The organism is Glutamicibacter sp. X7, assembly GCF_054889245.1.
Genome location: NZ_CM142678.1, coordinates 2,164,929 through 2,188,445 on the forward strand (window position 1 = coordinate 2,164,929; position 23,517 = coordinate 2,188,445).

Annotated in this window: 21 protein-coding genes and 1 tRNA gene; 2 read left to right on the top strand and 20 right to left on the bottom strand. The window is 65.9% G+C overall.

What is annotated here, in order from left to right:
• Nucleotides 1-179 precede the first annotated feature (179 nt).
• Nucleotides 180-264 (bottom strand) — tRNA-Leu (locus ACYU0X_RS10380).
• A gap of 179 nt (nucleotides 265-443) precedes the next feature.
• Between ACYU0X_RS10380 and ACYU0X_RS10385 the strand changes: the two genes are divergently transcribed.
• A complete protein-coding gene (locus ACYU0X_RS10385; protein WP_418906865.1) occupies nucleotides 444-1,061 on the top strand; it encodes an ANTAR domain-containing response regulator in 618 nt (205 codons plus the stop codon).
• A gap of 104 nt (nucleotides 1,062-1,165) precedes the next feature.
• On the opposite strand, the gene pyk is transcribed toward ACYU0X_RS10385, so the two are convergent.
• The 11 genes from pyk to hisI all read right to left on the bottom strand — a co-directional run bounded on the left by pyk (nucleotide 1,166) and on the right by hisI (nucleotide 16,186).
• Complete coding sequence (pyk, locus tag ACYU0X_RS10390; RefSeq protein ID WP_418906866.1) at nucleotides 1,166-2,677, bottom strand: pyruvate kinase; 1,512 nt, start codon at nucleotides 2,675-2,677, stop codon at nucleotides 1,166-1,168.
• Between the two features lie 91 nt (nucleotides 2,678-2,768).
• Nucleotides 2,769-4,226 (bottom strand): glutamate synthase subunit beta, encoded by a 1,458-nt coding sequence (locus ACYU0X_RS10395; protein ID WP_418906867.1) that lies wholly within the window; start codon nucleotides 4,224-4,226, stop codon nucleotides 2,769-2,771.
• Nucleotides 4,219-8,826 (bottom strand): glutamate synthase large subunit, encoded by a 4,608-nt coding sequence (gene gltB / locus ACYU0X_RS10400; RefSeq protein WP_461900590.1) that lies wholly within the window; start codon nucleotides 8,824-8,826, stop codon nucleotides 4,219-4,221. Before gltB ends, ACYU0X_RS10395 begins: the two co-directional genes overlap by 8 nt.
• A 422-nt stretch (nucleotides 8,827-9,248) precedes the next feature.
• Complete coding sequence (gene lgt, locus ACYU0X_RS10405) at nucleotides 9,249-10,232, bottom strand: prolipoprotein diacylglyceryl transferase (RefSeq protein WP_461900591.1); 984 nt, start codon at nucleotides 10,230-10,232, stop codon at nucleotides 9,249-9,251.
• A gap of 1 nt (nucleotide 10,233) precedes the next feature.
• Entirely contained in the window at nucleotides 10,234-11,016 is a 783-nt protein-coding gene (trpA, locus tag ACYU0X_RS10410) for a tryptophan synthase subunit alpha (RefSeq protein ID WP_461900593.1), read from the bottom strand.
• Nucleotides 11,016-12,269 carry a tryptophan synthase subunit beta gene (trpB, locus tag ACYU0X_RS10415; RefSeq protein ID WP_461900595.1) on the bottom strand — a complete coding sequence of 418 codons (1,254 nt, stop codon included), beginning with the start codon at nucleotides 12,267-12,269 and terminating at the stop codon, nucleotides 11,016-11,018. Before trpB ends, trpA begins: the two co-directional genes overlap by 1 nt.
• A 48-nt stretch (nucleotides 12,270-12,317) precedes the next feature.
• Nucleotides 12,318-13,133, bottom strand: coding sequence for an indole-3-glycerol phosphate synthase TrpC (trpC, locus tag ACYU0X_RS10420; RefSeq protein ID WP_461900597.1), 816 nt, complete (start codon nucleotides 13,131-13,133; stop codon nucleotides 12,318-12,320).
• A gap of 1 nt (nucleotide 13,134) precedes the next feature.
• Entirely contained in the window at nucleotides 13,135-13,383 is a 249-nt protein-coding gene (locus ACYU0X_RS10425) for an HGxxPAAW family protein (protein ID WP_418906873.1), read from the bottom strand.
• 144 nt (nucleotides 13,384-13,527) lie between these two features.
• Nucleotides 13,528-14,127, bottom strand: coding sequence for a Trp biosynthesis-associated membrane protein (locus tag ACYU0X_RS10430; protein ID WP_461900599.1), 600 nt, complete (start codon nucleotides 14,125-14,127; stop codon nucleotides 13,528-13,530).
• Complete coding sequence (locus tag ACYU0X_RS10435; RefSeq protein WP_461900600.1) at nucleotides 14,124-15,689, bottom strand: anthranilate synthase component I; 1,566 nt, start codon at nucleotides 15,687-15,689, stop codon at nucleotides 14,124-14,126. The genes ACYU0X_RS10430 and ACYU0X_RS10435 overlap by 4 nt, the downstream gene beginning before the upstream one ends.
• 92 nt (nucleotides 15,690-15,781) lie before the next feature.
• Entirely contained in the window at nucleotides 15,782-16,186 is a 405-nt protein-coding gene (gene hisI, locus ACYU0X_RS10440) for a phosphoribosyl-AMP cyclohydrolase (protein WP_461900601.1), read from the bottom strand.
• 94 nt (nucleotides 16,187-16,280) lie between these two features.
• Here hisI and ACYU0X_RS10445 point away from each other — a divergent pair, with 94 nt between their 5' ends.
• Nucleotides 16,281-16,922 (top strand): TIGR03085 family metal-binding protein, encoded by a 642-nt coding sequence (locus ACYU0X_RS10445; RefSeq protein WP_418906877.1) that lies wholly within the window; start codon nucleotides 16,281-16,283, stop codon nucleotides 16,920-16,922.
• Nucleotides 16,923-17,043: 121 nt separating this feature from the next.
• Here ACYU0X_RS10445 and hisF read toward each other — a convergent pair whose 3' ends face one another.
• The 8 genes from hisF to pnuC form a co-directional block, all read right to left on the bottom strand.
• On the bottom strand, nucleotides 17,044-17,814 hold the full coding sequence (gene hisF / locus ACYU0X_RS10450) for an imidazole glycerol phosphate synthase subunit HisF (RefSeq protein WP_309406696.1): 771 nt from the start codon (nucleotides 17,812-17,814) through the stop codon (nucleotides 17,044-17,046).
• A gap of 26 nt (nucleotides 17,815-17,840) precedes the next feature.
• Nucleotides 17,841-18,689, bottom strand: a complete 849-nt coding sequence (gene hisG, locus ACYU0X_RS10455) for an ATP phosphoribosyltransferase (protein WP_309406694.1) — start codon at nucleotides 18,687-18,689, stop codon at nucleotides 17,841-17,843.
• Between the two features lie 157 nt (nucleotides 18,690-18,846).
• The gene (locus ACYU0X_RS10460; protein WP_309406692.1) at nucleotides 18,847-19,110 is read right to left on the bottom strand and encodes a phosphoribosyl-ATP diphosphatase; all 264 of its coding nucleotides are present in this window, start codon (nucleotides 19,108-19,110) and stop codon (nucleotides 18,847-18,849) included.
• A 151-nt stretch (nucleotides 19,111-19,261) separates the two neighbouring features.
• A complete protein-coding gene (gene ribH / locus ACYU0X_RS10465) occupies nucleotides 19,262-19,738 on the bottom strand; it encodes a 6,7-dimethyl-8-ribityllumazine synthase (protein ID WP_461900603.1) in 477 nt (158 codons plus the stop codon).
• Nucleotides 19,735-20,973, bottom strand: a complete 1,239-nt coding sequence (gene ribB / locus ACYU0X_RS10470) for a 3,4-dihydroxy-2-butanone-4-phosphate synthase (protein ID WP_461900604.1) — start codon at nucleotides 20,971-20,973, stop codon at nucleotides 19,735-19,737. The genes ribH and ribB overlap by 4 nt, the downstream gene beginning before the upstream one ends.
• Nucleotides 20,973-21,593 (bottom strand): riboflavin synthase, encoded by a 621-nt coding sequence (locus ACYU0X_RS10475; RefSeq protein WP_459273560.1) that lies wholly within the window; start codon nucleotides 21,591-21,593, stop codon nucleotides 20,973-20,975. The genes ribB and ACYU0X_RS10475 overlap by 1 nt, the downstream gene beginning before the upstream one ends.
• Nucleotides 21,594-21,613: 20 nt before the next feature.
• Nucleotides 21,614-22,708 carry a bifunctional diaminohydroxyphosphoribosylaminopyrimidine deaminase/5-amino-6-(5-phosphoribosylamino)uracil reductase RibD gene (gene ribD, locus ACYU0X_RS10480; RefSeq protein WP_461900606.1) on the bottom strand — a complete coding sequence of 365 codons (1,095 nt, stop codon included), beginning with the start codon at nucleotides 22,706-22,708 and terminating at the stop codon, nucleotides 21,614-21,616.
• Nucleotides 22,705-23,409, bottom strand: coding sequence for a nicotinamide riboside transporter PnuC (pnuC, locus tag ACYU0X_RS10485; protein ID WP_461900608.1), 705 nt, complete (start codon nucleotides 23,407-23,409; stop codon nucleotides 22,705-22,707). Before pnuC ends, ribD begins: the two co-directional genes overlap by 4 nt.
• Nucleotides 23,410-23,517 lie beyond the last annotated feature (108 nt).

Below are 23,517 nucleotides of genomic sequence, written 5' to 3' on the forward strand. Positions count from 1 at the left end.
GCGAATTTGCGTCTAAGGGATGTCAATTCCCGAGCTGATCGGCGGTGATCACCACTAAATAGCCGGTGAACCCCTGACAAACGAGAGGTAAACAACATTTTTCGTGCGCCATGTCTCAGGCAAGATTTTCCAGGACCCAACAAAAAACACCCCGAAGCTAAATTGCTTCGAGGTGTTGCTGGTGCCCAAGGTGGGACTCGAACCCACACTTCTTTCGAAACCGCATTTTGAGTGCGGCGCGTCTACCAATTCCGCCACTTGGGCTGGCACTTTATCGATCTTACGTGACCTTTCGCAGATTTCCTAATCCGCTACGAGCGTCATCGACGAATCAAGGTTACATGCAAGTAGGCTTAGATGTGAAACTGAGATCGACCCGCTGAATCCAGCTGTAGATCACCATTCGTCACGCGACACCGTCCTGCCGTGAAAGAAGGAGCCAGATGAACGAGTTACCAGAAATCACCAAGATCCCTTCGGAGGTTCCCACCACCGCCCGCCGCGTAGTTGTGGCCGAGGACGAGACGCTCATCCGCCTGGATATTGTCGAGATCCTTCGTTCCGAAGGCTATGACGTGGTCGCGGAAGCCGATAACGGGCAGATGGCCCTCGAGAAGGCCCGCGAGTTCAAGCCCGATCTGGTTCTCATGGACGTGAAGATGCCTGTCATGGACGGGATCACCGCCGCCGAGGCGATCGTCAAGGAACGAATCGCTCCGGTCGTGCTGCTCACCGCCTTCAGCCAGAAGGAACTGGTAGACCGCGCCCGCGAGGCCGGCGCCATGGCCTACGTCGTGAAGCCTTTCACCCCAGCCGATCTCACGCCGGCCATCGAAATCGCCATCTCCCGCCACGACGAAATCCGTGCGCTGGAGGAGGAAGTCAGCAATCTGGCCGAGCAGTTCGAAACCCGCAAGCTGGTGGATCGTGCCAAGAGCCTGTTGATCACCAAGATGGGCCTGAGCGAACCAGAGGCTTTCCGCTGGATTCAGAAGACCTCCATGGATCGTCGACTGTCGATGCGTCAGGTCGCCGAGACCGTGATCGATCAGGTCAAATAACCGAACCTAACAAGGCTCAGCAAAACACCGGAGGGGCTGTTCCTCCCGCCATGGCGGGAGGAACAGCCCCTCCGGTGTTAACTACCGTCGTCGGCTAGCGCGGCTTAGACGTTGCCGTCGGGACGGACGTTCTCTTCGGCCCACGGGCCGACCTTTTCACGGTCCGGCATCGGCTTACCCTCCACCAGCTGACCGGCGTCAGCCAAGTCGCCAACCTTGTGCACGCGCAGCGAGTTGGTGGAGCCGGCCTGCCCTGGAGGCGAACCGGCGGCAATGCACACCACGTCGTTGATTTCGGCCAGTCCCTCGCTGAGCAGGGCCTGATCGACCTGTGCGGTCATCTTATCGGTGTGATCGGCGTAGTCCACCAGACGCGCATCGATACCCCACATCAAGGTCATGATGTTGTAGGTCTGCTGCAGCGGGGTGAAGGCCAACACCGGGCGCTTCGGGCGCAATCGCGACAGACGGCGAGCCGAATCGCCGGACTGGGTGAAGGCCACAATGTACTTGGCATCCAGCTGGTCCGCGATTTCCACGGCTGCACGCGTAATGGCGCCACCGCGGGTCTTCGGCTTCGAACCCAGGCGCGGGATACGGTCCAAACCGTGTTGTTCGGTGGAGGAGATGATGCGCGACATGGTCTGCACGGTTTCCACCGGGTAGGCTCCGACCGAGGTCTCGCCCGAGAGCATCACCGCATCGGCACCGTCGAGCACTGCGTTGGCGCAGTCCGAGGCTTCGGCGCGGGTCGGGGTCGGCGATTCGATCATCGACTCGAGCACCTGCGTGGCGACAATCACCGGCTTAGCCCAGCGACGAGCCAATTCGATAGCGCGCTTCTGCACCACCGGAACGTCTTCCAGCGGAAGCTCCACACCCAGGTCGCCACGTGCGACCATGATGGCGTCAAAGGCGTTGATGATGTCTTCGAGGGCCTCGACGGCCTGCGGCTTCTCGATCTTCGCGATCACCGGCAGGCGGCGACCCTCTTCGTCCATGATCTCGTGGACGCGGCTGATGTCCTCGGCGTTACGCACGAAGGACAAAGCGACCATGTCGACGCCGGCGCGGATGGCCCACCGCAGGTCATCCTCGTCCTTTTCGCTCAATGCCGGGACGTTCACGGCCACGCCGGGCAGGTTGATGCCCTTGTTGTTCGAGACCTCGCCACCGACGACGATCTCGGAACGCACCTCGGTGTCGGTGACCTCAACGGCCTTGAGCTTGACCTTGCCGTCATTGATCAGCAGGATATCTCCGGGCTTGACGTCGCCGGTCAGTCCCTTGAAGGTGGTGGAGCAAATGTGGCGCTCCCCCGGTACGTCCTCGATGGTGATGGTGAACTTCTCACCGGCTTCGAGAATGTACTTTTCATCGTTTGCAAAACGTCCCAGGCGGATCTTCGGACCCTGCAGGTCGGCGAAGATACCGACCGCACGGCCGATCTCTGCCGCCGCGGTGCGAACGTTTTCCAGTGATTTTGCGTGCATCGAGTGGTCGCCGTGGCTCATGTTCAAGCGAGCCACGTCCACCCCCGCCTGCAGTACTGCTACGGTGTTTTCATAACTTGCCAGGGCTGGTCCCCAGGTGGCCACAATCTTTGCGCGTCTCATACCGTCAGCCATATGCCTTTCGCTGTACCGGGTGTAAGAAAATGCGCGTCAGCCGGACCCGGCTGACGCGCATCATCGAAACCCATGTCATTTAGATAATGCTGATGGCTCTATCACTCGGTGCCACGGGCGCCGGCAGGGTGCTGGAACCGGTCAGGTAGCGATCCACCGCCGCTGCGCAGGACCGCCCTTCAGCGATTGCCCAGACAATCAGCGACTGCCCCCGTCCGGCGTCACCTGCAGCGAACACGCCGTCGGCGTTCGTCATGTAGTAGCCATCTCGGGCGACATTGCCCCGGTTGTCGAATTCGATACTAGCCTGTTCATCCAGACCGGAAGTCTCCGGCGCGGTGAACCCTAGGGCCAACAACACCAAGTCGGCCTTGATGACCTTTTCGGTGCCCGGCTTCGGGAGGCGCTTGCCAGCGACGAATTCCGTCTCTGCAACTGTAACACCGATCACCTTATTCTGCTCGCCGATGAAGTTCACCGTGGAGGCAAGGTAGCTGCGTTCGCCGCCTTCCTCATGGGCAGACTGCACCTCAAAAACCAGCGGAGTCATGGGCCACGGGTGGTTTTCGCCACGTTCCATCGGCGGCTTCTTGCCGATCGCGAGAGTTGTCACACTGGCAGCTTCCTGGCGCAGTGCGGTGCCCAAGCAGTCGGCACCGGTGTCACCGCCGCCGAGGATGATCACGTGCTTACCCTTGGCGTCGATCGTCAATTCTTCCTGCTCGCCGGCGACGACGCGGTTGGAGTCGGCCAGGTACTCCATGGCGAAGTGCACGCCATCGAGCTCACGGCCTTCCACCGGAAGGTCGCGCGGCACCGTGGCGCCGGTGGAAACGATCACCGCGTCGTAGTCGCGGCGTAGCTCATCCCAGCTGATGTCCACACCAATTTCGACGCCGGGGCGGAAGATGGTGCCTTCGGCTTCCATCTGCTCCAGGCGCAGGTCGATGACGTCCTTCTCCAATTTGAAGTCGGGGATGCCATAACGCAGCAGACCACCGATCTTGGCGTCGCGCTCGTACACGGCCACGGTGTGGCCCACACGCGTCAGCTGCTGCGCGGCGGCCAGACCGGCCGGTCCGGAGCCGACCACGGCCACACGGTGCTCGGTGTGACGCGCCGGAGGCTGCGGGGCGAAGCTGCCGGCATCCATCAAGTGGTTCGCCAGTTCGGCCTCCACCTGCTTGATGGTCACCGCCGGCTGGTTGATCCCCAGCACACAGGAGGACTCGCAGGGTGCCGGGCACAACTTACCGGTCAGTTCCGGGAAGTTGTTGGTCTGCAGCAGCCTGCTGGCTGCGTCGTCGAGCTGACCACGGTAGGTCAGGTCGTTGAACTCCGGAATCAGGTTGCCCAGCGGGCAGCCGGTGTGGCAGAAGGGTACGCCGCAGTCCATGCAGCGCGAGGCCTGGGCCTTCAGCGTGCCGGCGTCCTGGCGGGCCACCACTTCCTTGTAGTCCATGATGCGCACGGGCACCGGACGCTTGGGCTGCGTGACCCGTTCGGTCACCGAAAGAAAACCACGAGGATCAGCCACGGGTCACCTCCAAAATCTTGTTCCACACCGCCGGGGAATCCGGGTTCTGCCCGGAGGCCTGCGCGTCGTTGCGAATTTGCTGCACCGCGGCGAAATCGCGCGGGATGATGCTTGAGAATCGACTGCGGCTTTCGGCCCAGTCCACGAGCAGGCGCTGGGCCAGTGGCGACGCGGTGCGCGCCACGTGCTCGGTCAGCAGGGCGTAGACCATGTCGGCCTGTTCGTCGGTCAGCTCGGAAATCAGCAGGTCCTCGTTGGCCGCGGCCAACGGGTTGAGCTTGGCCGGATCGAAGTCCAGCACCCAGGCCACGCCGCCGGACATACCGGCGCCGAAGTTGCGCCCGGTACCGCCGAGGATCAGCACCTGACCGCCGGTCATGTACTCGCAGCCGTGCTCGCCGATGCCTTCGGCGACGATCGTCGCCCCGGAGTTACGCACCGCGAAGCGCTCACCGACCTGGCCACTGATGAACATCTGGCCGCTGGTGGCGCCATAGCCCACCACGTTACCGGCGATGACCTGGTCTTGCGGGTTGGTCAGCGTCGAGGCTGGCGGGTGCACGGCGATAATACCGCCGGACAGGCCCTTGCCCACGTAGTCGTTTGCGTCGCCGGCCAAATCCAGGGTGATACCCGCGGGCAGGAAGGCGCCGAGCGATTGTCCGGCCCGACCGGCCAACTGCACCTTGATGCTGTCGTTGGCCAGGGTGTCCAAGCCGAAGGTCTTGGTCACGTGGTGCCCCAGCAGGGTACCCACCGAACGGTCGGTGTTGACAATGTCGGCGTTGATCGAGCTCGGAATCCGGTCGGTCAGCGTGCCCTGCGCCTGGCGCAGCAGCTCCTGATCGAGGTGGTTTTCCAAACCATGGTCCTGACCGATGCGACGACGACGGGCGGCAAGTTCGACCTGCGGCACGTGCGTAATCGGGGCCAGGTTCATGCCCTTGGCCTTGAAGCTCTCGTCGAGTTCGGTGGTGTCCAGCAGCTCGACACGGCCAATGACCTCATCGAGGGTGCGGGCACCTAGCGAGGCAAGCAGTTCGCGGATCTCTTCGGCGATGAACTCGAAGAAGTTCACCACGAACTCGGCCTTGCCGGAGAAGCGTTCACGCAGCAACGGGTTCTGCGTGGCCACACCCACCGGGCAGGTATCGAGGTGGCAGACGCGCATCATGATGCAGCCGGAGACCACCAGCGGGGCGGTGGCGAAACCGAACTCCTCGGCGCCGAGCAGGGCACCGATCAGCACGTCACGGCCGGTCTTGAGCTGGCCGTCGACCTGCACGGTCACACGATCGCGCAGGCCGTTGAGGATCAGCGTCTGCTGGGCCTCGGCCAGACCGATCTCCCACGGGGTGCCGGCGTGCTTGAGCGAGTTCAGCGGTGAGGCGCCGGTGCCGCCGTCGTGCCCGGAAACGAGCACCACGTCGGCCTTCGCCTTGGCCACACCGGCGGCCACGGTACCGATCCCGGACTCGGAGACCAGCTTCACGTGCACGCGTGCCGAAGGGTTCGAGCACTTCGCGTCGTGGATCAGCTGCGCCAAGTCCTCGATCGAGTAAATGTCGTGGTGCGGTGGCGGGGAAATCAGCCCCACGCCCGGGGTGGAGTGCCGGGTCTTGGCGATCCACGGGTAGAGCTTCTGCGCCATCAACTGGCCACCCTCGCCGGGCTTCGCACCCTGGGCCATCTTGATCTGGATGTCCTCGGCGTTGCTCAGGTAGAGGCTGGTCACACCGAAGCGTCCGGAGGCGATCTGCTTCACGGCGCTGCGACGTTCCGGGTCCATCAGACGCTCGGGGTCCTCGCCACCCTCACCGGTGTTCGACTTGCCGCCGAGCCGGTTCATGGCAATAGCCAGGGTTTCGTGGGCCTCGGCGGAGATCGAGCCGTAGCTCATCGCACCGGTGGCGAAGCGCTTGACGATCTCGCTGACCGGTTCGACCTCGTCGATGTCGATCGGGGTGATTCCCTCGGTCTTGAACTTCAGCAGCCCGCGCAGGGTCTTCAGTTCGGCGGCCTGATCGTCGACGGCCTTGGTGTACTCCTTGAACACGTCGTAGCGACGGGTACGGGTAGAGTGCTGCAGGCGGAACACCGTCTGCGGGTCGAACAGGTGCGGCGGACCTTCACGACGCCACTGGTATTCGCCACCGACCTCCAGTTCGGCCAGCTGGCTCGAGGTGGGGCTCTCCGGGTAGGCGCGGGCGTGCCGTGCCGCGGCCTCGTCGGCCACCACATCCAGTTCGATGCCGTCGAGCTTGGTGATGGTGCCGGTGAAGTACTGGTCGACGACGCGCTGGGACAGACCCACCGCTTCGAAGGTCTGCGCACCGCAGTAGGAGGACACCGTCGAGATGCCCATCTTGCTCATAATCTTCAGCACGCCCTTGCCCAGGGCCTTGGTGAGATTATTCGACGCCTTGGCACCGTTGACCCCCGGCAGCTGGCCCTCGTCGGCCATCTGCTCCACGGTTTCCAACGCCAAGTAGGGGTTGATGGCGCTCGCGCCGTAACCGATCAGCAGGGCAATGTGGTGTACTTCGCGGGCATCGCCGGACTCGATAATGAGCGACACCCGGGTACGGGTGGAGCTCTTGAGCAGGTGATGGTGCACCGCGGAGGTCAGCAGCAGCGAAGGGATCGGCGCCCAAGTTGCGGTGGAGTCACGGTCGGAGAGCACGATGAAGCGCACCCCACGGTTGACCGCGGCCGACACCTTCTCGCAGATTTCCTGCAGGCGGGCGCGCAGCTCGGACTCGCCGCCGGAGGGGCGGTACAAACCGCGAACCTTCAGCGCGAGCTTCGAGCCGTCGTCGTCACGCAAGTTCGAGATCTTGGCCAGCTGGTCGTTGCTCAGCACCGGGTAGTCCAGGCTCAGGTGCCATTCGGGGACTCGATCCAGGCTCAGCAGGTTGCCGTCCGGGCCGATCGTGGTGCCCATCGAGGTCACCAGTTCCTCGCGGATGGCATCCAACGGCGGGTTGGTCACCTGGGCGAAGGACTGGGTGAAGTAGTCGAAAAGCAGCCGCGGACGGTCCGACAGCGCGGCGATGGGCGTGTCGGTGCCCATGGCGCCCAACGGCTCGGCGCCGGTGCTGGCCATCGGGGCCAGCAGAATGCGCAGTTCCTCGTTGGTGTAGCCGAAGGTCAGCTGGCGCAAGCGGATGGAACCGGGCGTGTGGTGCACATGCTCCAGGTCCGGGTAGTCATCCAGCGACTTCAGGTTTTGGGCGACCCATTCGTCCCATGGCTTGGAGGCGGCCACTTGCGACTTGATTTCGGCGTCGTCGATGATGCGGCCGGCCTCGAGGTCGAGGGCGAACATCTTGCCCGGGGCCACGCGGCCCTTGGCGACAATGTGCTCCTCGTCGACGTCGATCACACCGACCTCGCTGGCCAGGACCAGCTTCTGGTTGTCGGTGACCCACCAGCGGGCTGGGCGCAGACCGTTGCGGTCCAGCACGGCGCCGGCCATCGAGCCGTCGGTGAAGCACACCGCGGCCGGGCCGTCCCAGGGCTCGATCAGCAGCGACTGGTACTGGTAGAAGGCGCGCAGCTTCGGGTCCATCGACTCGTCGTTTTCCCAGGGCTGCGGGATCATCATCATGATCGCCTCGGTGACTTCGCGCCCGGAAAGCATGAGCATTTCGGCCACCTCGTCGAAGCTGGCCGAGTCCGAGGCACCGGGGGTGCAGATCGGGAACAGTTCTTCGGGGACCTCGCCGAGCAGTTCGCCGGCCAGCGTGGACTGGCGGGCACGCATCCAGTTGCGGTTGCCCTTAACGGTGTTGATCTCACCGTTGTGCGCGATGGTGCGGAAGGGCTGGGCCAGCGGCCAGGACGGGAAGGTGTTGGTCGAGAAGCGCGAGTGCACGATCGCGCAGCGGGTGGTGAAGCGCTCGTCGGACAGGTCCGGGTAGAAGGGCTCGAGCTGGGCGGTAGAGACCATGCCCTTGTAGACCAGGGTGCGCGAGGAGAAGGAGGAGAAGTACACGCCGAGCTTGTTGTGCGCGCGGCGGCGAATGCGCCAGCAGGCGGCGTCGAGGGTACGACCGGTGCGCTCGTTGGCGGCGTCGGCGACGAAGAAGTGCACGATGCTGGGCATCACGGCGCGTGCGGAGGCACCGAGCACCGAAGGATCTACCGGCACCTCGCGCCAACCGATGACGCGCAGGTTTTCTTCCTCGGCGAGGGCTTCGAGTTCGGTGCGGGTCTCGGCCAGTTCATCGGCGTCGGCGGGCAGGAAGCCGACGCCGACGGCGTAGCCACCGGCCGCCGGCAGCTCGAGATTCGTGGTGGCCCGGAAAAAGGCGTCGGGCATGTGCAGCAGAATGCCGGCACCGTCGCCGGTGCCTTCGTCGGCGCCGATGGCGCCACGGTGCTCGAGACGGCGCAGCGCGGTCAACGCATCCTGCACGATCTCGTGGGTGGGGTTGTTGTCGAGGGTGGCGATCATTGCCAGGCCACAGGCGTCCTTCTCGGCCGCTGGGTCGTAGAGGCCCTGGGCCTCGGGCAGCGCGGCGAAGCGGGAGTAGGGCGAGGAGATCTCCCCGCCGACCCCTGGCGAAGCGTTTAGCTGTGCTCCTTGGGGATTCATAGGTGTGGCCTTTCGACGATACGGCACAACCATTGCAGGTTGCAGGTCTAAGGCGGCTTAAGCTGCGGCGCACGCAAGGGGTGGGACGGGCGCGGCTCATGCCACCGAGGGCCCGCTGCACGGATGACACTGTTCACCGGTGGGTGCGGCACATTCGGTACGGGCTCTTCGGCGCCCACGTCATTGTGGTGCGTTGCTCAATTAACTGAGCTCTACGCTACGCGCCCGATGTTTCACTCAGGCACGCGCTTATGTTTCAAACGTGTTAAACATCCCATCAGCATGGGGCGTGACGTTACTAACACGTTAATTGATACAGTGTTGCGGCGCTCACCGCCAATTGTGAAGAAGCCGCCCGGGTGGGGCACGGAACACCGTGCCCCACCCGGGCGGCTTTGATGACGTGGCGTAGATCCTGCTGGCTAGCTGGACCGGTCCGTTGCCGGGGGCTGCTCCCCCGGATGATTCTGAGTGTTCGACGGCTGCTCGCTCGGCTCCGCCGCGTCGACCGAGGCCTCGGGGGCACGGCCGGGCAGGTATATTTCACCGTTGTCCGTCGGGCGTAGCCGGGCCAGCACGTAGCTCAGCGCCAGCACGCCACCGATCACCAGGGCGATGGCCAGCCACTGGTGGATGCGCAGATCCAGCGGGCCGATCTGGAAGGATTCGGCCGCGTCGATGCGCAGCGACTCGGTGAAGGTGCGGCCGATGCCGTACCAGATCACGTAGCACCAGAACATCGCCCCGCGGTGGAGCTGGAACTTCTTATCCAGCGCCAACAGCACCAGCACCCCGAGCACATTCCACAACGATTCGTAGAGGAAGGTGGGGTGGAACAGGGTGTCGGCCGGAAGCCCGGGTGGGAAGTTGTGGCTCGTCGGGTCGATCTCCAACCCCCACGGCAAGGTGGTGGGCGAACCGAAGAGTTCCTGGTTGAACCAGTTACCCCAGCGCCCGAAGGCCTGGGCCAACAGCACGCCCGGGGCCGCGGCGTCGGCGAAGGCCGAGAGCCGGATCCCGGTGCGTCGGCAACCGATCCACGCGCCGAGCGCACCAAGCGAAACCGCGCCCATGATTCCCAGGCCGCCGAGCCAGAGCTGCGGTATTTCGGCCCAGTGGGCGGTGCCGCCGCCAACCCCCAGATAGTAGGCGGGGTCGGTGATCAGCACATGGTAGAGCCGCCCGCCGACGATGCCGAAGGGGATCGCCCAGATGGCGATATCCCACAGCATGTCTGCATTGCCGCCGCGGGCGCGCAACCGGCGGTTGGTCAGCCACAGGGCCACCAAAATGCCGGCGAGGATGCACAGCGCGTAGGCGTGAATGGTCAGCGGACCGATGGAGAACTTCGAGAATTCTTCCGGCGGCGAGGGGATGGAGGCCGGCAGCATGCTCAGCAACGTCATACTAGGCGCGTCCGCTCAGTTCGGCGGCCAGGGCGCCGACGGCCGGAACCCCGCCGTCGCGAAGCGCCGCCACCAGGGCGGTGCCGACGATCACCCCGTCGGCGTAGGAGCCGATCTGTTCGACGTGCTCGCGGCGCGACACCCCGAGTCCGACGCAGGCGTTCTGCGCGCCGGCGGCGTGCGCGGCGTCGACCACGGACTGCGCGGCGGCCGAAACCTCGCTGCGCGCCCCGGTCACGCCCATCAGCGAGACACAGTAGATGAAGCCCGAGGAGGCTTCCACGGTGCGGGCCACGCGTTCGGGCGAGGAACTCGGCGCGATCAGGAACACGCGTTCAAGATCGTACTTTTCGCTGGCGTCGAGCCATTCGTCGGCTTCGTCGGGCACCAGATCCGGGGTGATCAGACCGGCGCCTCCGGCCTCGGCGAAGCGGCGTGAGAACTCCTGAACGCCCATGCGCAACACCGGGTTCCAGTAGGTCATCACCATCACCGCGGCGTCGGTGCGCTCGGTGATGCCGCGCACGATCTCGAACACCTGGTTGACCTTGAAGCCACCGGCCAGTGCGGCGGTGGTGGCCTGCTGGATGACCTCACCGTCCATCACCGGGTCGGAGTACGGGATGCCGATTTCGATAATGTCCACGCCGTTCTCGGCCAGCGCGACGGCGGCCTCGATGCTGGTGGGTACGTCGGGGAAACCGGCCGGCAGGTAGCCGATCAGCGCCGGGCGGCCGGCGGCACGGGCGGCCGCAATCTTCTCTGCACTGCTCACGCGGGTCATTACTGCTCCTTGGCTGCTGTCTGCTCGTCGATCAGGTTGAACCAGGCCGCCGCGGTGCCCACGTCCTTGTCGCCACGTCCCGAGAGGTTGGCGATGATGATGGTCTGTGCCGGGTCGGCCCCGGCGGCCAGCTTGCGCTGAGCCACCTTGATGGTGCCGGCCAGTGCATGGGAGGACTCGATGGCCGGCAGGATTCCCTCGGTGCGGCAGAGCAGCTTGAAGGCGTCCATGGCCTCGGTGTCGGTGATCGGTTCGTAGTTCACCCGGCCGATTTCGGCCAGGTGGGCGTGCTCCGGGCCCACGCCCGGGTAGTCCAAACCGGCGGAGATCGAGTGCGATTCGATGGTCTGCCCGTCTTCGTCCTGCATCAGGTAGCTCTTCGCCCCGTGCAGCACCCCGGGGCGTCCCAGGGTGATGGTGGCCGCGTGACGGTCGGTGTCCACCCCGTCGCCGCCGGCCTCGAAACCGTAGAGTTCGACCTCGGGGTCATCGAGGAAACCGTGGAAGATGCCGATGGCGTTCGAGCCGCCACCGATGCAGGCGGTGACCGCATCGGGCAGTCGACCGGTCTGCGCCAGGATCTGCTCGCGGGCCTCTTCGCCGATCACCTCGTGGAAGTAGCGCACCATGGCCGGGAACGGGTGGCCGCCGGCGGCGGTACCCAGCAGGTAGTGGGTGTTCTCCACGTTGGCCACCCAGTCGCGTAGCGCCTCGTTGATCGCGTCCTTCAGCGTCTGGCTGCCCACGGTCACCGGGATCACGGTGGCGCCCAGCAGCTGCATGCGCGCCACGTTCAGCGCCTGCCGGCGGGTGTCCTCGGCGCCCATGTAGACCACGCACTCCAGGCCCATCAACGCCGCCGCGGTGGCCGAGGCCACTCCGTGCTGCCCGGCGCCGGTTTCGGCGATGATGCGGGTTTTGCCCATCCGCTTCGCCAGGAGCGCCTGACCGAGCACGTTGTTGATCTTGTGGCTACCGGTGTGGTTCAGATCCTCGCGCTTGAGGAAGACACGAACACCGCCGCAGGCCAGCTCGGAGAAGCGCTTGGCTTCGGTCAGCAGCGAGGGACGGCCCGAGTAGTTCGCGTTCAACTCGCGAATTTCGGCGATGAATTCGGGGTCGGCCTTTGCCTTCTCGAAGGTGTCGTTGAGCTCGTCCATGGCCGCCATAAGCGACTCGGGCATCCAGCGGCCACCAAATTGGCCGAAGTATGGACCGGAGGCGTGTTTCAGCGAGTTCTCGTCGGAGCTCATCGCATCCCTCTACTTTCTTCTAGGTTCGTGTTCTCGGTTCTCGTCGGGTTAGCGCGCGGGCTTCGCGGCGCTGCCTGCGGCGATAAAATCGGCGACGGAGCTGCGCGGATCGGCGTGCTTCACCAGCGCCTCGCCGACCAGAATCGCGTCGGCCCCGGCGGCGGCGTAGTCGCGCACCTGCTCGGTGCTCTCCACCCCGGACTCGGCAATGATGACCGCGTCGCTGGGGATCAACGGCGCCAGCGCCGCGAAGTTGGCCGGATCCACCTCGAGGGTTTTCAGATTGCGCACGTTCACGCCAATGAGTTTGGCGCCCACCGCAACGGCCCGGGAAATCTCCTCGGGGGTGTGGGTTTCGACGATGGCGTTCATCCCCAGCTCGTGGGTGAGCTCCAGGAAGCGACGCAGGGTCGCGTCGTCCAAGGCGGCGACGATCAGCAGCACGAGGTCGGCCCCGTGGGCGCGGGCCTCGTAGATCTGGTACTCGTCGACGGTGAAGTCCTTGCGCAGCACCGGGATCTGCACGGCGGCGCGCACCGCGTCGAGATCCGCCAGCGACCCGCCGAAGCGGCGCCGCTCGGTGAGCACCGAAATCACGCTCGCTCCCCCGGCCGCGTATTCGGCGGCCAGCTGGTGCGGTTCGGGAATATCGGCCAGCGCACCCTTGGAGGGCGAACGACGCTTGACCTCGGCGATGACACGCAAGGTGGTGTCCCGTGGCGGGTGCGCACCAAGCGCCTGCAGCGCGTCGTGGGCGGGTGCCGCGGCGGCCGCGGCGGCCTTCACACTGTCCAGTGGCGTATTTAAGCGACGGGCGTCCAGGTCTTCCCGGACGCCCGCGATGATCTCGTCAAGAACGGTCAATTTAGTGCTTAGCTCCGCTGCGCGGACCACCCACACCGAACCCGGCCGCCTTCATGATCCAACCCAGGATCAGGCCGAGAACCACGATGCCGGCCGAGACGTACACGATGGTCCAGGCGGTGTAGGCGAAGGCAATGCCGCCGACGATGAAGCCGATCATCATCACGCCGACGCAGACCCAGGCGGCAATGGAATTGCCGTGGCCGAGCTCTTCGGTTAGTACCGGATCGATTTGGGTGTCCTGCGACATTTAAGAACGTCTCCCTTTGCTGCTGTTGATTCCGGCGCTTGCCCTCCCCCGTCCACTGGGACCGGGGCGGGCCATCGCCGCTAAACGTCGTAACCTATTCTGCCACCTGCGGGCGTGGTTCACATATTTTTCGACGCACGTGACCTAGTCGGTGGGGTCTTCACCGCGCGAGAGCCGCTCCCAGTCATCGATGCGACGGCTCTGCCCGTCGGCCGGGGCCGCGGAGCCCGGCGTGGCCGGGCCGGTGGTTGTGCTGGGCTGGCGGCTGAAGCGCTTGCTGGCGGTGCTGCGTGAACCGGCCAGCAGGGCCAGCACGCAGTAGAGCAGAATCAGCGCCCCGGCCACGATGGCCAGCGCCGGGATGGCCGAGAGCTGGTAGTCGGCGGTGACCGTACTGAGCCCGGTGGCTTCGCCCACGCGCCCGGAGGCGGCGCCCACCGGGTCGGCCAGCGCCCCGGCTCCGGCAATAATGACCCCGAGGCCAGCGAGCGCGCTAATCGCGAGGATCACCCAGCGCACGAGTTTCCCGGCGATCAGCAGGGCCAACGACCCGGCGAGCACCACCACGCACAGCGCGGTGACGCTGGGGGCGGCCTCGGATCCGGTCACCGCAATTTGCGGCACCTGCACCGTGGAGGACTGCACCGTCACGCTCACCCAGGTGCGGGTGGCGGTGAACATGCCCAGCAGCGCCCCGAGCAGGCCGAGCAGGGTCGCGTTACGCCGCGTGACCAGCCGGCTCATGCCTGGGCCTGCTCGTGGTCGGCGGCCTGGCGCAAGGTGGCGGCGGCGTAGACCGCGCGCAGGGGCGCGGCGGCCTTATTGACCGTTTCCAACGCCTCGTCGGCGAATTTCGAATCGTTCACGATGCCTCCCCCGGCCTGCACGTAGGCCCGCCCGTCCTTCAGAAGGGCCGAGCGGATGGCGATGGCCAGGTCCATGTCCCCGGCGAAGTCCAGGTAGCCGACCACCCCGCCGTAGACGCCGCGGCGGTGCGGCTCGTATTGGTCGAGTAGTTGCAGGGCCCGCGGTTTCGGCGCCCCGGAGAGGGTTCCGGCCGGGAAGGTCGCAGCCAGCACGTCGTAGGCGTCGGCATCATCACGCAGCCGGCCGACCACGTTGGAGACCAGGTGCATAATGTGGCTGAAGCGTTCGACCTCCATGAACTGGGTGACCTCCACCGATCCGGCCCGGCACACCTTGGACAGGTCGTTGCGCGAAAGATCCACCAGCATCAGGTGCTCGGCGCGTTCCTTCTCGTCGGCCAGCAGCGACTTTTCGTGCAGCTGATCGGCCTCGTAGTTGCTGCCGCGGGGTCGTGAACCGGCGATCGGGTGCGTGACCACATGCCCCTCGTTGACGGTGACCAGCGCCTCGGGCGAGGAACCGACCACCTGGAACTCGGTGCCGCGCTCGTCGACGAAGTTGTACAGGTACATGTAGGGGCTGGGGTTCGTGGCCCGCAGCACCCGGTACACGTCCAGTGCGTCGGCGGAGGTTTCCAGTTCAAAGCGGCGCGAAACCACGATCTGGAAGACCTCGCCGTCGACGATCGCCTCCTTGGCCTGCGCCAGGGCCTGCAGGTACTCGTTTTCGTCCCAGGAGTGGGTGACCTGCTCCATGAGCTGTTCGGCGTCCACGTCGGTGCCGTGCAGCACGCTGGCCCCGGCCTGCAGCGGCGCCTGCAGTGAGCGCAGCATCTGTTGCAGGCGGTCAACGGCCGCGTCGTAGGCTTCCTCGGCGCGCTGTTCCGAGTTATCGAAGTTGATGGCGTTGGCCACCAGGGTGATGATCCCCTCGGCGGCGTCATGCACCGCCAGGTCCCCGACAAGGTTCATGCTCAGCTCCGGCAGCTGCAGGTCATCGGCCGGCGGGTGCGGCAGATGCTCCCAGTGGCGCACGCAGTCCCAGCCGAGGAAGCCGACCATGCCGCCGGTCAGCGGCGGCATCCCCGGCAACGGGTCGGTGTGTAGCGCCCGCACGGTGTCGCGCAGAATGTGCACCCCGACCCCTTCGGTGGGCACCCCGACCGGGGCGTTGCCCTGCCAGTAGGCGGTGCCGTCGGCCCGGGCCGAGAGCGTGGCCGGGGAGTTGACCCCGATGAAGGAATGCCGGCTCCACACGCCGCCGGCGGCCGCGGATTCGAGCAGGAAGGTGCCCGGGCGCCCGGCGGCGAGCACCTGATAGAGGCCGATGGGGGTCATCGCATCGGCCAGCACATTGATCGTCACCGGAATCACCCGGCGGCTCGCGGCCATCTCGAGGAAGGCCTCGCGGGAGGGGAAAATCGTGCCCAGTTCTTTCATCACATTCACTTTCGCCACCGAGGTGGCTGTTCATCTGCCGTTTCGGCGCCGTCTCGCGGCGGCGCAAACCCTTTACTGTGCTGCTTCGCCGGTCAGCCGATGGGCCGTTGCCCGCTGACCGCCGGTAGCTCGCGGTCGGTGAAACAGGTCGGCGCCCCGGTGTGGCAGGCCGCCCCGACCTGGTTCACGCGCACCAGCAGTGCATCGCCGTCGCAGTCCAAGGCCACGGACTTGACCCACTGGCTATGCCCGGAGGTATCGCCCTTGCGCCAATATTCTTGGCGGGAGCGCGAGAAGAAGGTCACCCGACCGGTGGTGAGGGTGCGGTGGAGGGCCTCGTCGTCCATCCATCCCAGCATGAGCACCGCGCCGGTGTCGTACTGCTGGATGACGGCGGCCACCAAACCGTTGGCATCGCGTTTCAGCCGTGCGGCGATCGCCGGGTCAAGCCCGGATTCGGGGGCCGCCGAGGGGGTATCGGGTGTAGAAGTAGACATCATCCCTAGGATACGCGTTGTGCGCGCCGAACGCCCGGCTCTGTGACGCGCGCCGAAGGTAGGTTCGCCGACGGCATCGTGCTACGTTCGTACTGTGGATCTGGTACACGCTTCGCGCATCGCGCTGGCCGAGGCCCTGCTGGCCGCCGGCCCGGACGCCCCGACCCTTTGCGAGGGCTGGCGCAGTCGTCACTTAGCCGCCCATTTGGTGTTGCGGGAAAACTCGTGGCTATCGGCGGGCACCGTGATCTCCCCGCTGTCGGGTCGGCTGGAGAAGAAGATCGACCAGCTCGCCGAAAGTGCCCGGCGCCCCGAGTCCTATACCGCGCTGGTGCGCCGTTTTCGGCTCGGCCCGGCCAAACTCAGCCCCTTTAGCCTGCCCGCGGTGGCCGACGCCGCGAACATTAGCGAGTTCTTCGTGCATACCGAGGATGTGCGCCGGGCCCGCGCTCAATGGACCCCGCGGGTGCTCGACGCCGACTATGAGCGGATCCTGTGGCGGTCGCTGACCCGGCAGGGCTCCCTGCTCTACCGCAAGGCAAAGTTCGGAGTGATGCTGGCCTTGCCCGACGGTCGACGCTTCGCCGCCCGCAAGGGCGATAATGCCGTGGTGATCACCGGCACCGTCTCCGAGCTGATGTTGCATGCCTACGGGCGCACCTCGAAGTCGCTGGTGACCTTCGAGGGCAGCGAGGCCGGGCTACGGGCCCTGCAGGGCTTTACCCCCGGGCTCTAGCCCGCAACCTGTTCTGGCTTTAACGCACCGTTCTTAACGCACCGCGGGGCGGGTGTTGCTGCGCTCGCAACAACACCCGCCCCGCGGTGGTCCACGTAGCCTGCTCGACCCGGACCGCTGGCTACCGCACCGGGTAGCCGGCCTCGGCGATGGCCTGCTTGACCTGGGCGATCATATCCTTGGGTCCGAAGTGGAAGATCGACGCGGCGAGCACCGCATCGGCCCCGGCGGCGATGGCCGGCGGGAAATCCGCGGGCTTTCCGGCCCCACCGGAGGCGATCAGCGGAACGTTCACGGCCGCGCGTACCGCGGCGATCATCTCGATGTCGAAGCCGTCCTTGGTGCCGTCGGCATCGATCGAGTTCAGCAGGATCTCCCCCACCCCACGCTCGGCGGCCTCTTGGGCCCAGGCCACGGCGCAGCGCCCGGTGCCGGTGCGCCCACCGTGGGTGGTGACCTCATACCCGGAGGCGATCGCCGGGTCGGCGGTGCGACGCGCGTCGAGCGAGAGCACCAACACCTGCGAACCGAAACGTTCGGTGATCTCGTTAATCACCTCGGGGCGGGCCACCGCGGCGGTGTTGATCGAGGCCTTATCCGCCCCGGCACGCAGCAGGCGGTCCACATCGGCCGCGGTACGCACCCCGCCGCCGACGGTGAGCGGGATGAATACCTCTTCGGCGGTATGCGAGACGACGTCGTAGGTGGTCTCACGTTCCGCCGAGGAGGCGGTGACGTCCAGGAAGGTGATCTCGTCGGCGCCGGCCTCGTTGTAGCGTCGGGCCAGCTCGACCGGGTCCCCGGCATCGCGCAGTCCGGCGAAGTTTACGCCCTTGACCACACGGCCGGCGTCGACGTCCAGGCAGGGAATCACGCGGATGGCAACAGTCATCTCAGATCCTTCTCTTAGTGCGCGGGCTAGATACGGCAGGCGTGGATCTGGCTGACCAGGATGGCGCGGGCGCCGAGGTCGTAGAGCTCGTCCATGATGTTATTGGTCTGCGACTTGCGCACCATCGAGCGCACGGCGCACCATTCGGAGTCGGCCAGATCCGAGACCGTGGGCGATTCCAGTCCGGGGGTCAGCGAGCAGGCCTGCTCCACCAGGTCGCGGCGCACGTCGTAGTCCAGCATCACGTACTGGCGTGCCACCAGCACCCCCGACAGGCGCCGGATGAGCACCTCCAGCCCGGTGGGGCTGTGGCTGGTGCGGCCGATGAGTACCGCCTCGCTGTGCAGCAGCGGGGCGCCAAAGATTTCCATGCCGGCGGCCTTGATGGTGTTGCCGGTTTCCACGACGTCGGCGATGGCGTCGGCTACGCCCAGGCGCACCGAGGACTCCACGGCCCCGTCGAGGCGCACGACCTCGGCGTCGATCCCCTGATCGCGCAGGTAGTGGCGCAGCAGAATGTCATAGCTGGTGGCGATGCGCTTGCCGGAAAGTTCGCTGGCGTCGGTGAAGGCTCCGCGCGGGGCGGCAAAGCGGAAGGCCGACTTGCCGATCCCCAGCGGCAGCAGTTCCTCGACGTTATCGTCAACGTCGGCATCGAGGTAGAGGTCGCGGCCGGTGATGCCCACGTCAAGGATGCCGCGCCCGACGTAAACGGCGATATCGCGGGGGCGCAGGTAGAAGAATTCGATGTTGTTCTCTTCGTCGACCATCACCAGTTCGCGGCTGTCGCGGCGCTGGAGGTAGCCGGCCTCCTTGAACATGGTGGAGGCGATCTCGGACAGGGCGCCCTTATTGGGCAGTGCTACGCGGAGCATGTGAATCTCTTTTCGGATCTACGTGCGGCGCGAGGTCAGGCCCGGGCCCGAAAGGGGGCTGGTCGATGAACGGGTGCTGCTGCGCCGCGGGTGCAGGATATCTGGGTCAAAGGCTGGGCCAAAGCGGCTGCCGTCGGCGCACTAAGCGGCGCGACGGCTATAGATGCTTGTAAACATCGGCCAGGGTGAGCCCCTTGGCCAGCATGAGGACCTGCAGATGGTAGAGCAGCTGGGAGATTTCCTCGGCCGCTTCCTCGTCGCTTTCGTATTCCGCGGCCATCCAGACCTCGGCGGCTTCCTCGACGATTTTCTTGCCGATCCCGTGAATGCCGGAGTCCAATTCGGCGACGGTACCCGAACCTTCCGGTCGGGTTTGGGCCTTAAGCGACAGTTCGCTGAAGAGCTCGTCAAATGTTTTCACGCTCTCTAGCCTAGCGGTAATTGACCCCATAGCATGAATCCGCGCTGTCACACAGTGACGTACGCATAAAGAATCCGGTATACGAGACACCGGTGGGGTGGGGCGCTAAGCGCCACCCCACCGGTGAGATCGCGGTATCCGGGGCCGGAAACTAGCCGCGCAGCGCCGCCACGGTCAGCACGGCGGCGGAGAACGCCTCGTAACCCTTATCCTCGCTGGAGCCCTCAAGGCCCGCGCGATCCAGTGCCTGCTGTTCATTATCACAGGTGAGCACGCCGAAGCCCACCGGTGTGCCGGTGCGCACCGACACCTCGGTCAGGCCGTTGGTGGCGGCCAGGCAGACGTAGTCGAAGTGCGGGGTACCACCGCGAATCACCACACCCAGGGCGACGATCGCGTCATACTCCGCCGCCAGCCGGGAGGCGGCCACCGGCAGTTCGAAGGTGCCCGGAACGCGGATCAGGGTGGCCTGCACCCCGGCATCGGCCGCGGCCTTCTGCGCACCGTCGATCAGCCCGTTCATCACTACTTCATGCCAGCTGGCGGCCACAATGGCCACCCGCAGATCCGCGAGGTTCGCGGCGGCTAGTTCGTCGGCCACATTCTGTGGGGCTCCGTGCTTGCTCATTTACTTTCTCCTTCGGTGCGCTCCCGCAGTGGCGGAAGGTTGAGGTCATGCCCGAATCGGGTCTGTTTGGTGTGCAGGTAGCGTTCGTTTTCGGCGCGCGGCGGCACCCGGTTCGGCAGCACGGTGCTCACCTGTACGCCGGCGGATTCGAGCTGGGTGCGCTTATCCGGGTTGTTGCTCAGCAGGGCGATGCCTTGCACGCCCAATTGCCGCAGGATCGCGGCCACGGCCAGGTAGTCGCGGGCGTCGGCCGGGAAACCGAGGTGGACATTCGCCTCCAGGGTGTCCAGGCCCTCGTCCTGTAGCGCGTAGGCGCGCAGCTTATTGAACAGTCCGATGCCGCGCCCCTCGTGGCCGCGCATGTAGATAAGGTGCCCGCCCTGTTCGGCGATGCTGGCCAGTGCCGCATGCAGTTGCTCCCCGCAGTCGCAGCGGTAGGAGGCAAACACGTCGCCGGTGAGGCATTCGGAGTGGATGCGCACCACGGGGTCCCCCTCGCGCGGGGTGGTGCCCGGGTGGCTGAGCACCAGATGCTCGTGCCCATCCACGCTGGCCGAACGGGCACTGAAGGTCCCAAAGGCGGTGGGCAGCTGCACCGGCTCGGTGAGATTGATGTGGTCGTTGAGCCGGCGCCACCGGGCCAGATCGTCGATCGTGATCAGCGGCAGCTCGTGGGTGGCGGCGAAGTCACGCAACGCGTCCAGTCGCATCATCGACCCGTCGTCGTGCACGATCTCCCCAATCACGCCCACCGGGGCGAGCCCGGCGGCCCGGCACAGATCCACCGCGGCTTCGGTGTGTCCGCGCCGTTCCAGCACGCCACCGGCGGCGGCCCGCAGCGGGAACATGTGCCCGGGTCGGTTCAACTGGCGGGAGGTGGTCAGCGGGTCGGCCAGCAGCCGGGCGGTCAGCGCACGGTCGGCCCCGGAGATGCCGGTGCTGATGCCCTCCACCGCGTCGCAGCTGACGGTGAAGGCGGTGCCCTTGGCGTCCTGGTTGATCCCGACCATCGGGGCCAGCCCCAGCTGGTCGGCGCGCGCGGCCTCGAGCGGCACGCAGATCACCCCGGAGGTGTGCCGGATGGTGAAGCCCATCAGCTCGGCGGTGGCATGCTCCGCGGCGAAGATGATGTCACCCTCGTTTTCGCGGTCCTCGTCGTCGACGACCACGACCGCGCGCCCGGCGGCGAGCGCGACCAGCGCGGTTTCGATACTGTCTAGTTCCTTGCGTGCCATTAGTCCTGCACCTCGAATCCACGCAGGCGGGCCACGTACTTGGCCAACACGTCGGTTTCGATATTGATCCGGTCCCCCACCTGACGCTGGCCCATGGTGGTTTCGCGCAGCGTGATCGGGATGATGCCGACCTCGACCCAGTGCTCGGCGTCGCTGGCGGCGGAGACCGCGGTGACGGTCAGCGAAATCCCGTCGAGCGCGATGGAACCCTTTTCGGCGACGAACGGCGCGTAGGCGGCTGGCAGTCCCACCCGGAAGGTGGTCCACTGGCCGTGGTCGGTGCGCGCCAGTACGGTGCCGACGGTGTCCACATGCCCCTGCACGACATGTCCGTCGAGCCGGGCCCCGGCCGGGGTGCAGCGTTCCAGGTTGACGCGATCTCCGGCGCGCAACTCACCGATGGTGGTGCGCTGCAGGGTTTCACCCATGACGTCCAGCGACAGGGTTTCGCCGTCGTTGGAGGTGGCGCTCAGGCAGACGCCGTTGATGGCGATGGAGCCGCCGAGGTCCAGGTCGCTGGCGTGCCCGGGGGCATGAAGCCGCAGCACCGCCAGGGACTGCTCCTGATTGTGGGTCACGTCCAGCACCGTGCCGGCGCCGGAGACAATTCCGGTAAACATGGATTTCGATCCTTCTGAATTTAAATTTTGTTGGCGTGTGCGTGCGCTGGGTCCGGCTCGGGTTCCAGATGCATCAGCACATCCGGGCCGAGTCGACGTAGCGCGTCGGGTTGATGTGCGTCGAGCCGGAAGGCACGGCGCTGCGAAAGCGTGGTGACGGTAGGCAAGTTCACCGAGGCGCTTCCGGCACCGATAATGTCCGTGGCCTGGTAGCAGAAGAGCTCGTCGGCCAAGTCCGCGGCGATGAAGGCGCTGGCCACCGTCGCTCCGCCCTCGATCAGCAAATGGGACAGACCCAGTTCGCTGGCCCGGGCGGTCAGCGCGTGCACGTCGTGGCTGCGCAGCTGCTCCCACCGTTCGTCGTAGGCGAGGGCCAGATCCTGCGGCAGGTCGCGGTGCCCCAGCACCAGCCGGTAGGGCTGGTGGGCGTGCAGGGTGCCGATCATGGTGCGTGCGGTCAACCGCGGGTCGTCGCTGAGCACCGTTTCGGTGCCGACCACAATCCCATCCACCCGGGCGCGGAGCTGGTGGGCATGGGTGCGGCTGGCTTCGGAGGTGATCCACTGGCTCGTGCCGTCGGGGGCGTTGATCCGGCCGTCGAGCGACTGGGCCGTTTTGACGGTGATGAAGGGGCGCCCTGCGGCTTGAGCCCGCAGCCAGCGGTGGTTCAGTTCCCAGGCCTGCTGACCGTCGCCGATGCGGTCCACGTGGACCCCGGCAGCCTGCAGGGTTTGTGCGCCCCCGGCGGCGGTGCTGGTCTGATCCGGCAGCGCGTAGTACACCGCCCCGATCCCGGAGTCGATGATGGCTTGGGCGCAGGGGCCGGTGCGGCCGGTATGGTTGCAGGGTTCGAGGGTTACCACCATGCTCAGCGTCCGGGCGCGGGCCTTGTCGATGCGGCCCAGCCGGCGCAAGGCGTCGATCTCCGCATGGGGCGAACCGGCGCCGAGGTGGAAACCGGTGGCGATGATATGCCCCTCGGCATCGAGGATGCAGGCGCCGACCAGCGGGTTCGCACCACGGTGTCCGCGGCGGGCCGCCTCCAGCGCGGTGCGCAGCGCGGTCGCCAACGCATCGGCGCCGGGCTGGAATGGCAGTACATGTGGCTGGTTCATGAGGCACCGCCCTTGATCCGCGGATCGGGCAGGACCGTCTCGACGCTGGGCTTGCCCCCATTGCGGGCGCGCATCCAGACGAAGAAACCGACCAGGGTAAAGGCCCCGTAGAACAGGTACATGAAGGCGCTGGCATAGTAGCCGGCGGAGAACAGCAGTGGCACACCCACCGCGTCCACGGCCACCCAGATCAGCCAGAATTCCACCCAGCCGCGGGCCATCCCCCAGGTGGCCAGCAGCGAACCCACGAAGGTCCACGCGTCGGCCCACACCGGCTCGTAGGAACCGAGCATCCTGAAGAGAGGGGTCAGCGCGATGGTGCCGATGATCAGAACGAGCACGAGCATCAGTCGTTCGGTGCCGCTGGCCCAACGCGGGGTCACCCCGTGTCCACCGGCGGAGCGGGCCTGGCGCCACCGCACCCAACCGAAGATCGAGACGGCAATAAACATGATCTGGCGCCCGGCCTGACCCAGTAGGTTCGCGCTGTAGGCGGTATCGAAGAGGCTGCCGAGGAATACGGTCAGCAACAGCAGGTTGCCGACGATGCCCACCGGCCAGGCCCACACCTTTCGGCGCATGCCGCCGACCGCACTGGCCAGCCCAAAAATGTTGCCCACCACCTCGCGCACCAGTAGCGCCGAGCCACCAATGGCGATTTGTGAGTTGAAAGCGTCAATGAGCCACCGCAGGAAATCCATCTCCACCCTTCTCGAAGCGGCGGCTCCGGGGGTGCATTTGATGGCCCGCTGATGCCTGTGGTTAGCGAAGGGCACCTCGGAAAGAGGTGCGCACAGGCACGGTAGCGT

Bases quoted from the DNA above. Each gene is read 5' to 3' on its own strand.
- pnuC (WP_461900608.1), bottom strand. From the start codon at position 23,409: ATGGATTTCCTGCGGTGGCTCATTGACGCTTTCAACTCACAAATCGCC.
- pyk (WP_418906866.1), bottom strand. From the start codon at position 2,677: ATGAGACGCGCAAAGATTGTGGCCACCTGGGGACCAGCCCTGGCAAGT.
- hisI (WP_461900601.1), bottom strand. From the start codon at position 16,186: ATGTCTACTTCTACACCCGATACCCCCTCGGCGGCCCCCGAATCCGGG.
- gltB (WP_461900590.1), bottom strand. From the start codon at position 8,826: ATGAATCCCCAAGGAGCACAGCTAAACGCTTCGCCAGGGGTCGGCGGG.
- ribH (WP_461900603.1), bottom strand. From the start codon at position 19,738: ATGAGCAAGCACGGAGCCCCACAGAATGTGGCCGACGAACTAGCCGCC.
- ACYU0X_RS10425 (WP_418906873.1), bottom strand. From the start codon at position 13,383: ATGTCGCAGGACACCCAAATCGATCCGGTACTAACCGAAGAGCTCGGC.
- hisG (WP_309406694.1), bottom strand. From the start codon at position 18,689: ATGCTCCGCGTAGCACTGCCCAATAAGGGCGCCCTGTCCGAGATCGCC.
- lgt (WP_461900591.1), bottom strand. From the start codon at position 10,232: ATGACGTTGCTGAGCATGCTGCCGGCCTCCATCCCCTCGCCGCCGGAA.
- ACYU0X_RS10430 (WP_461900599.1), bottom strand. From the start codon at position 14,127: ATGAGCCGGCTGGTCACGCGGCGTAACGCGACCCTGCTCGGCCTGCTC.
- ribB (WP_461900604.1), bottom strand. From the start codon at position 20,973: ATGGCACGCAAGGAACTAGACAGTATCGAAACCGCGCTGGTCGCGCTC.
- hisF (WP_309406696.1), bottom strand. From the start codon at position 17,814: ATGACTGTTGCCATCCGCGTGATTCCCTGCCTGGACGTCGACGCCGGC.
- ACYU0X_RS10435 (WP_461900600.1), bottom strand. From the start codon at position 15,689: ATGAAAGAACTGGGCACGATTTTCCCCTCCCGCGAGGCCTTCCTCGAG.
- ACYU0X_RS10475 (WP_459273560.1), bottom strand. From the start codon at position 21,593: ATGTTTACCGGAATTGTCTCCGGCGCCGGCACGGTGCTGGACGTGACC.
- trpA (WP_461900593.1), bottom strand. From the start codon at position 11,016: ATGACCCGCGTGAGCAGTGCAGAGAAGATTGCGGCCGCCCGTGCCGCC.
- ACYU0X_RS10385 (WP_418906865.1), top strand. From the start codon at position 444: ATGAACGAGTTACCAGAAATCACCAAGATCCCTTCGGAGGTTCCCACC.
- ribD (WP_461900606.1), bottom strand. From the start codon at position 22,708: ATGAACCAGCCACATGTACTGCCATTCCAGCCCGGCGCCGATGCGTTG.
- trpB (WP_461900595.1), bottom strand. From the start codon at position 12,269: ATGAGCTCCGACGAGAACTCGCTGAAACACGCCTCCGGTCCATACTTC.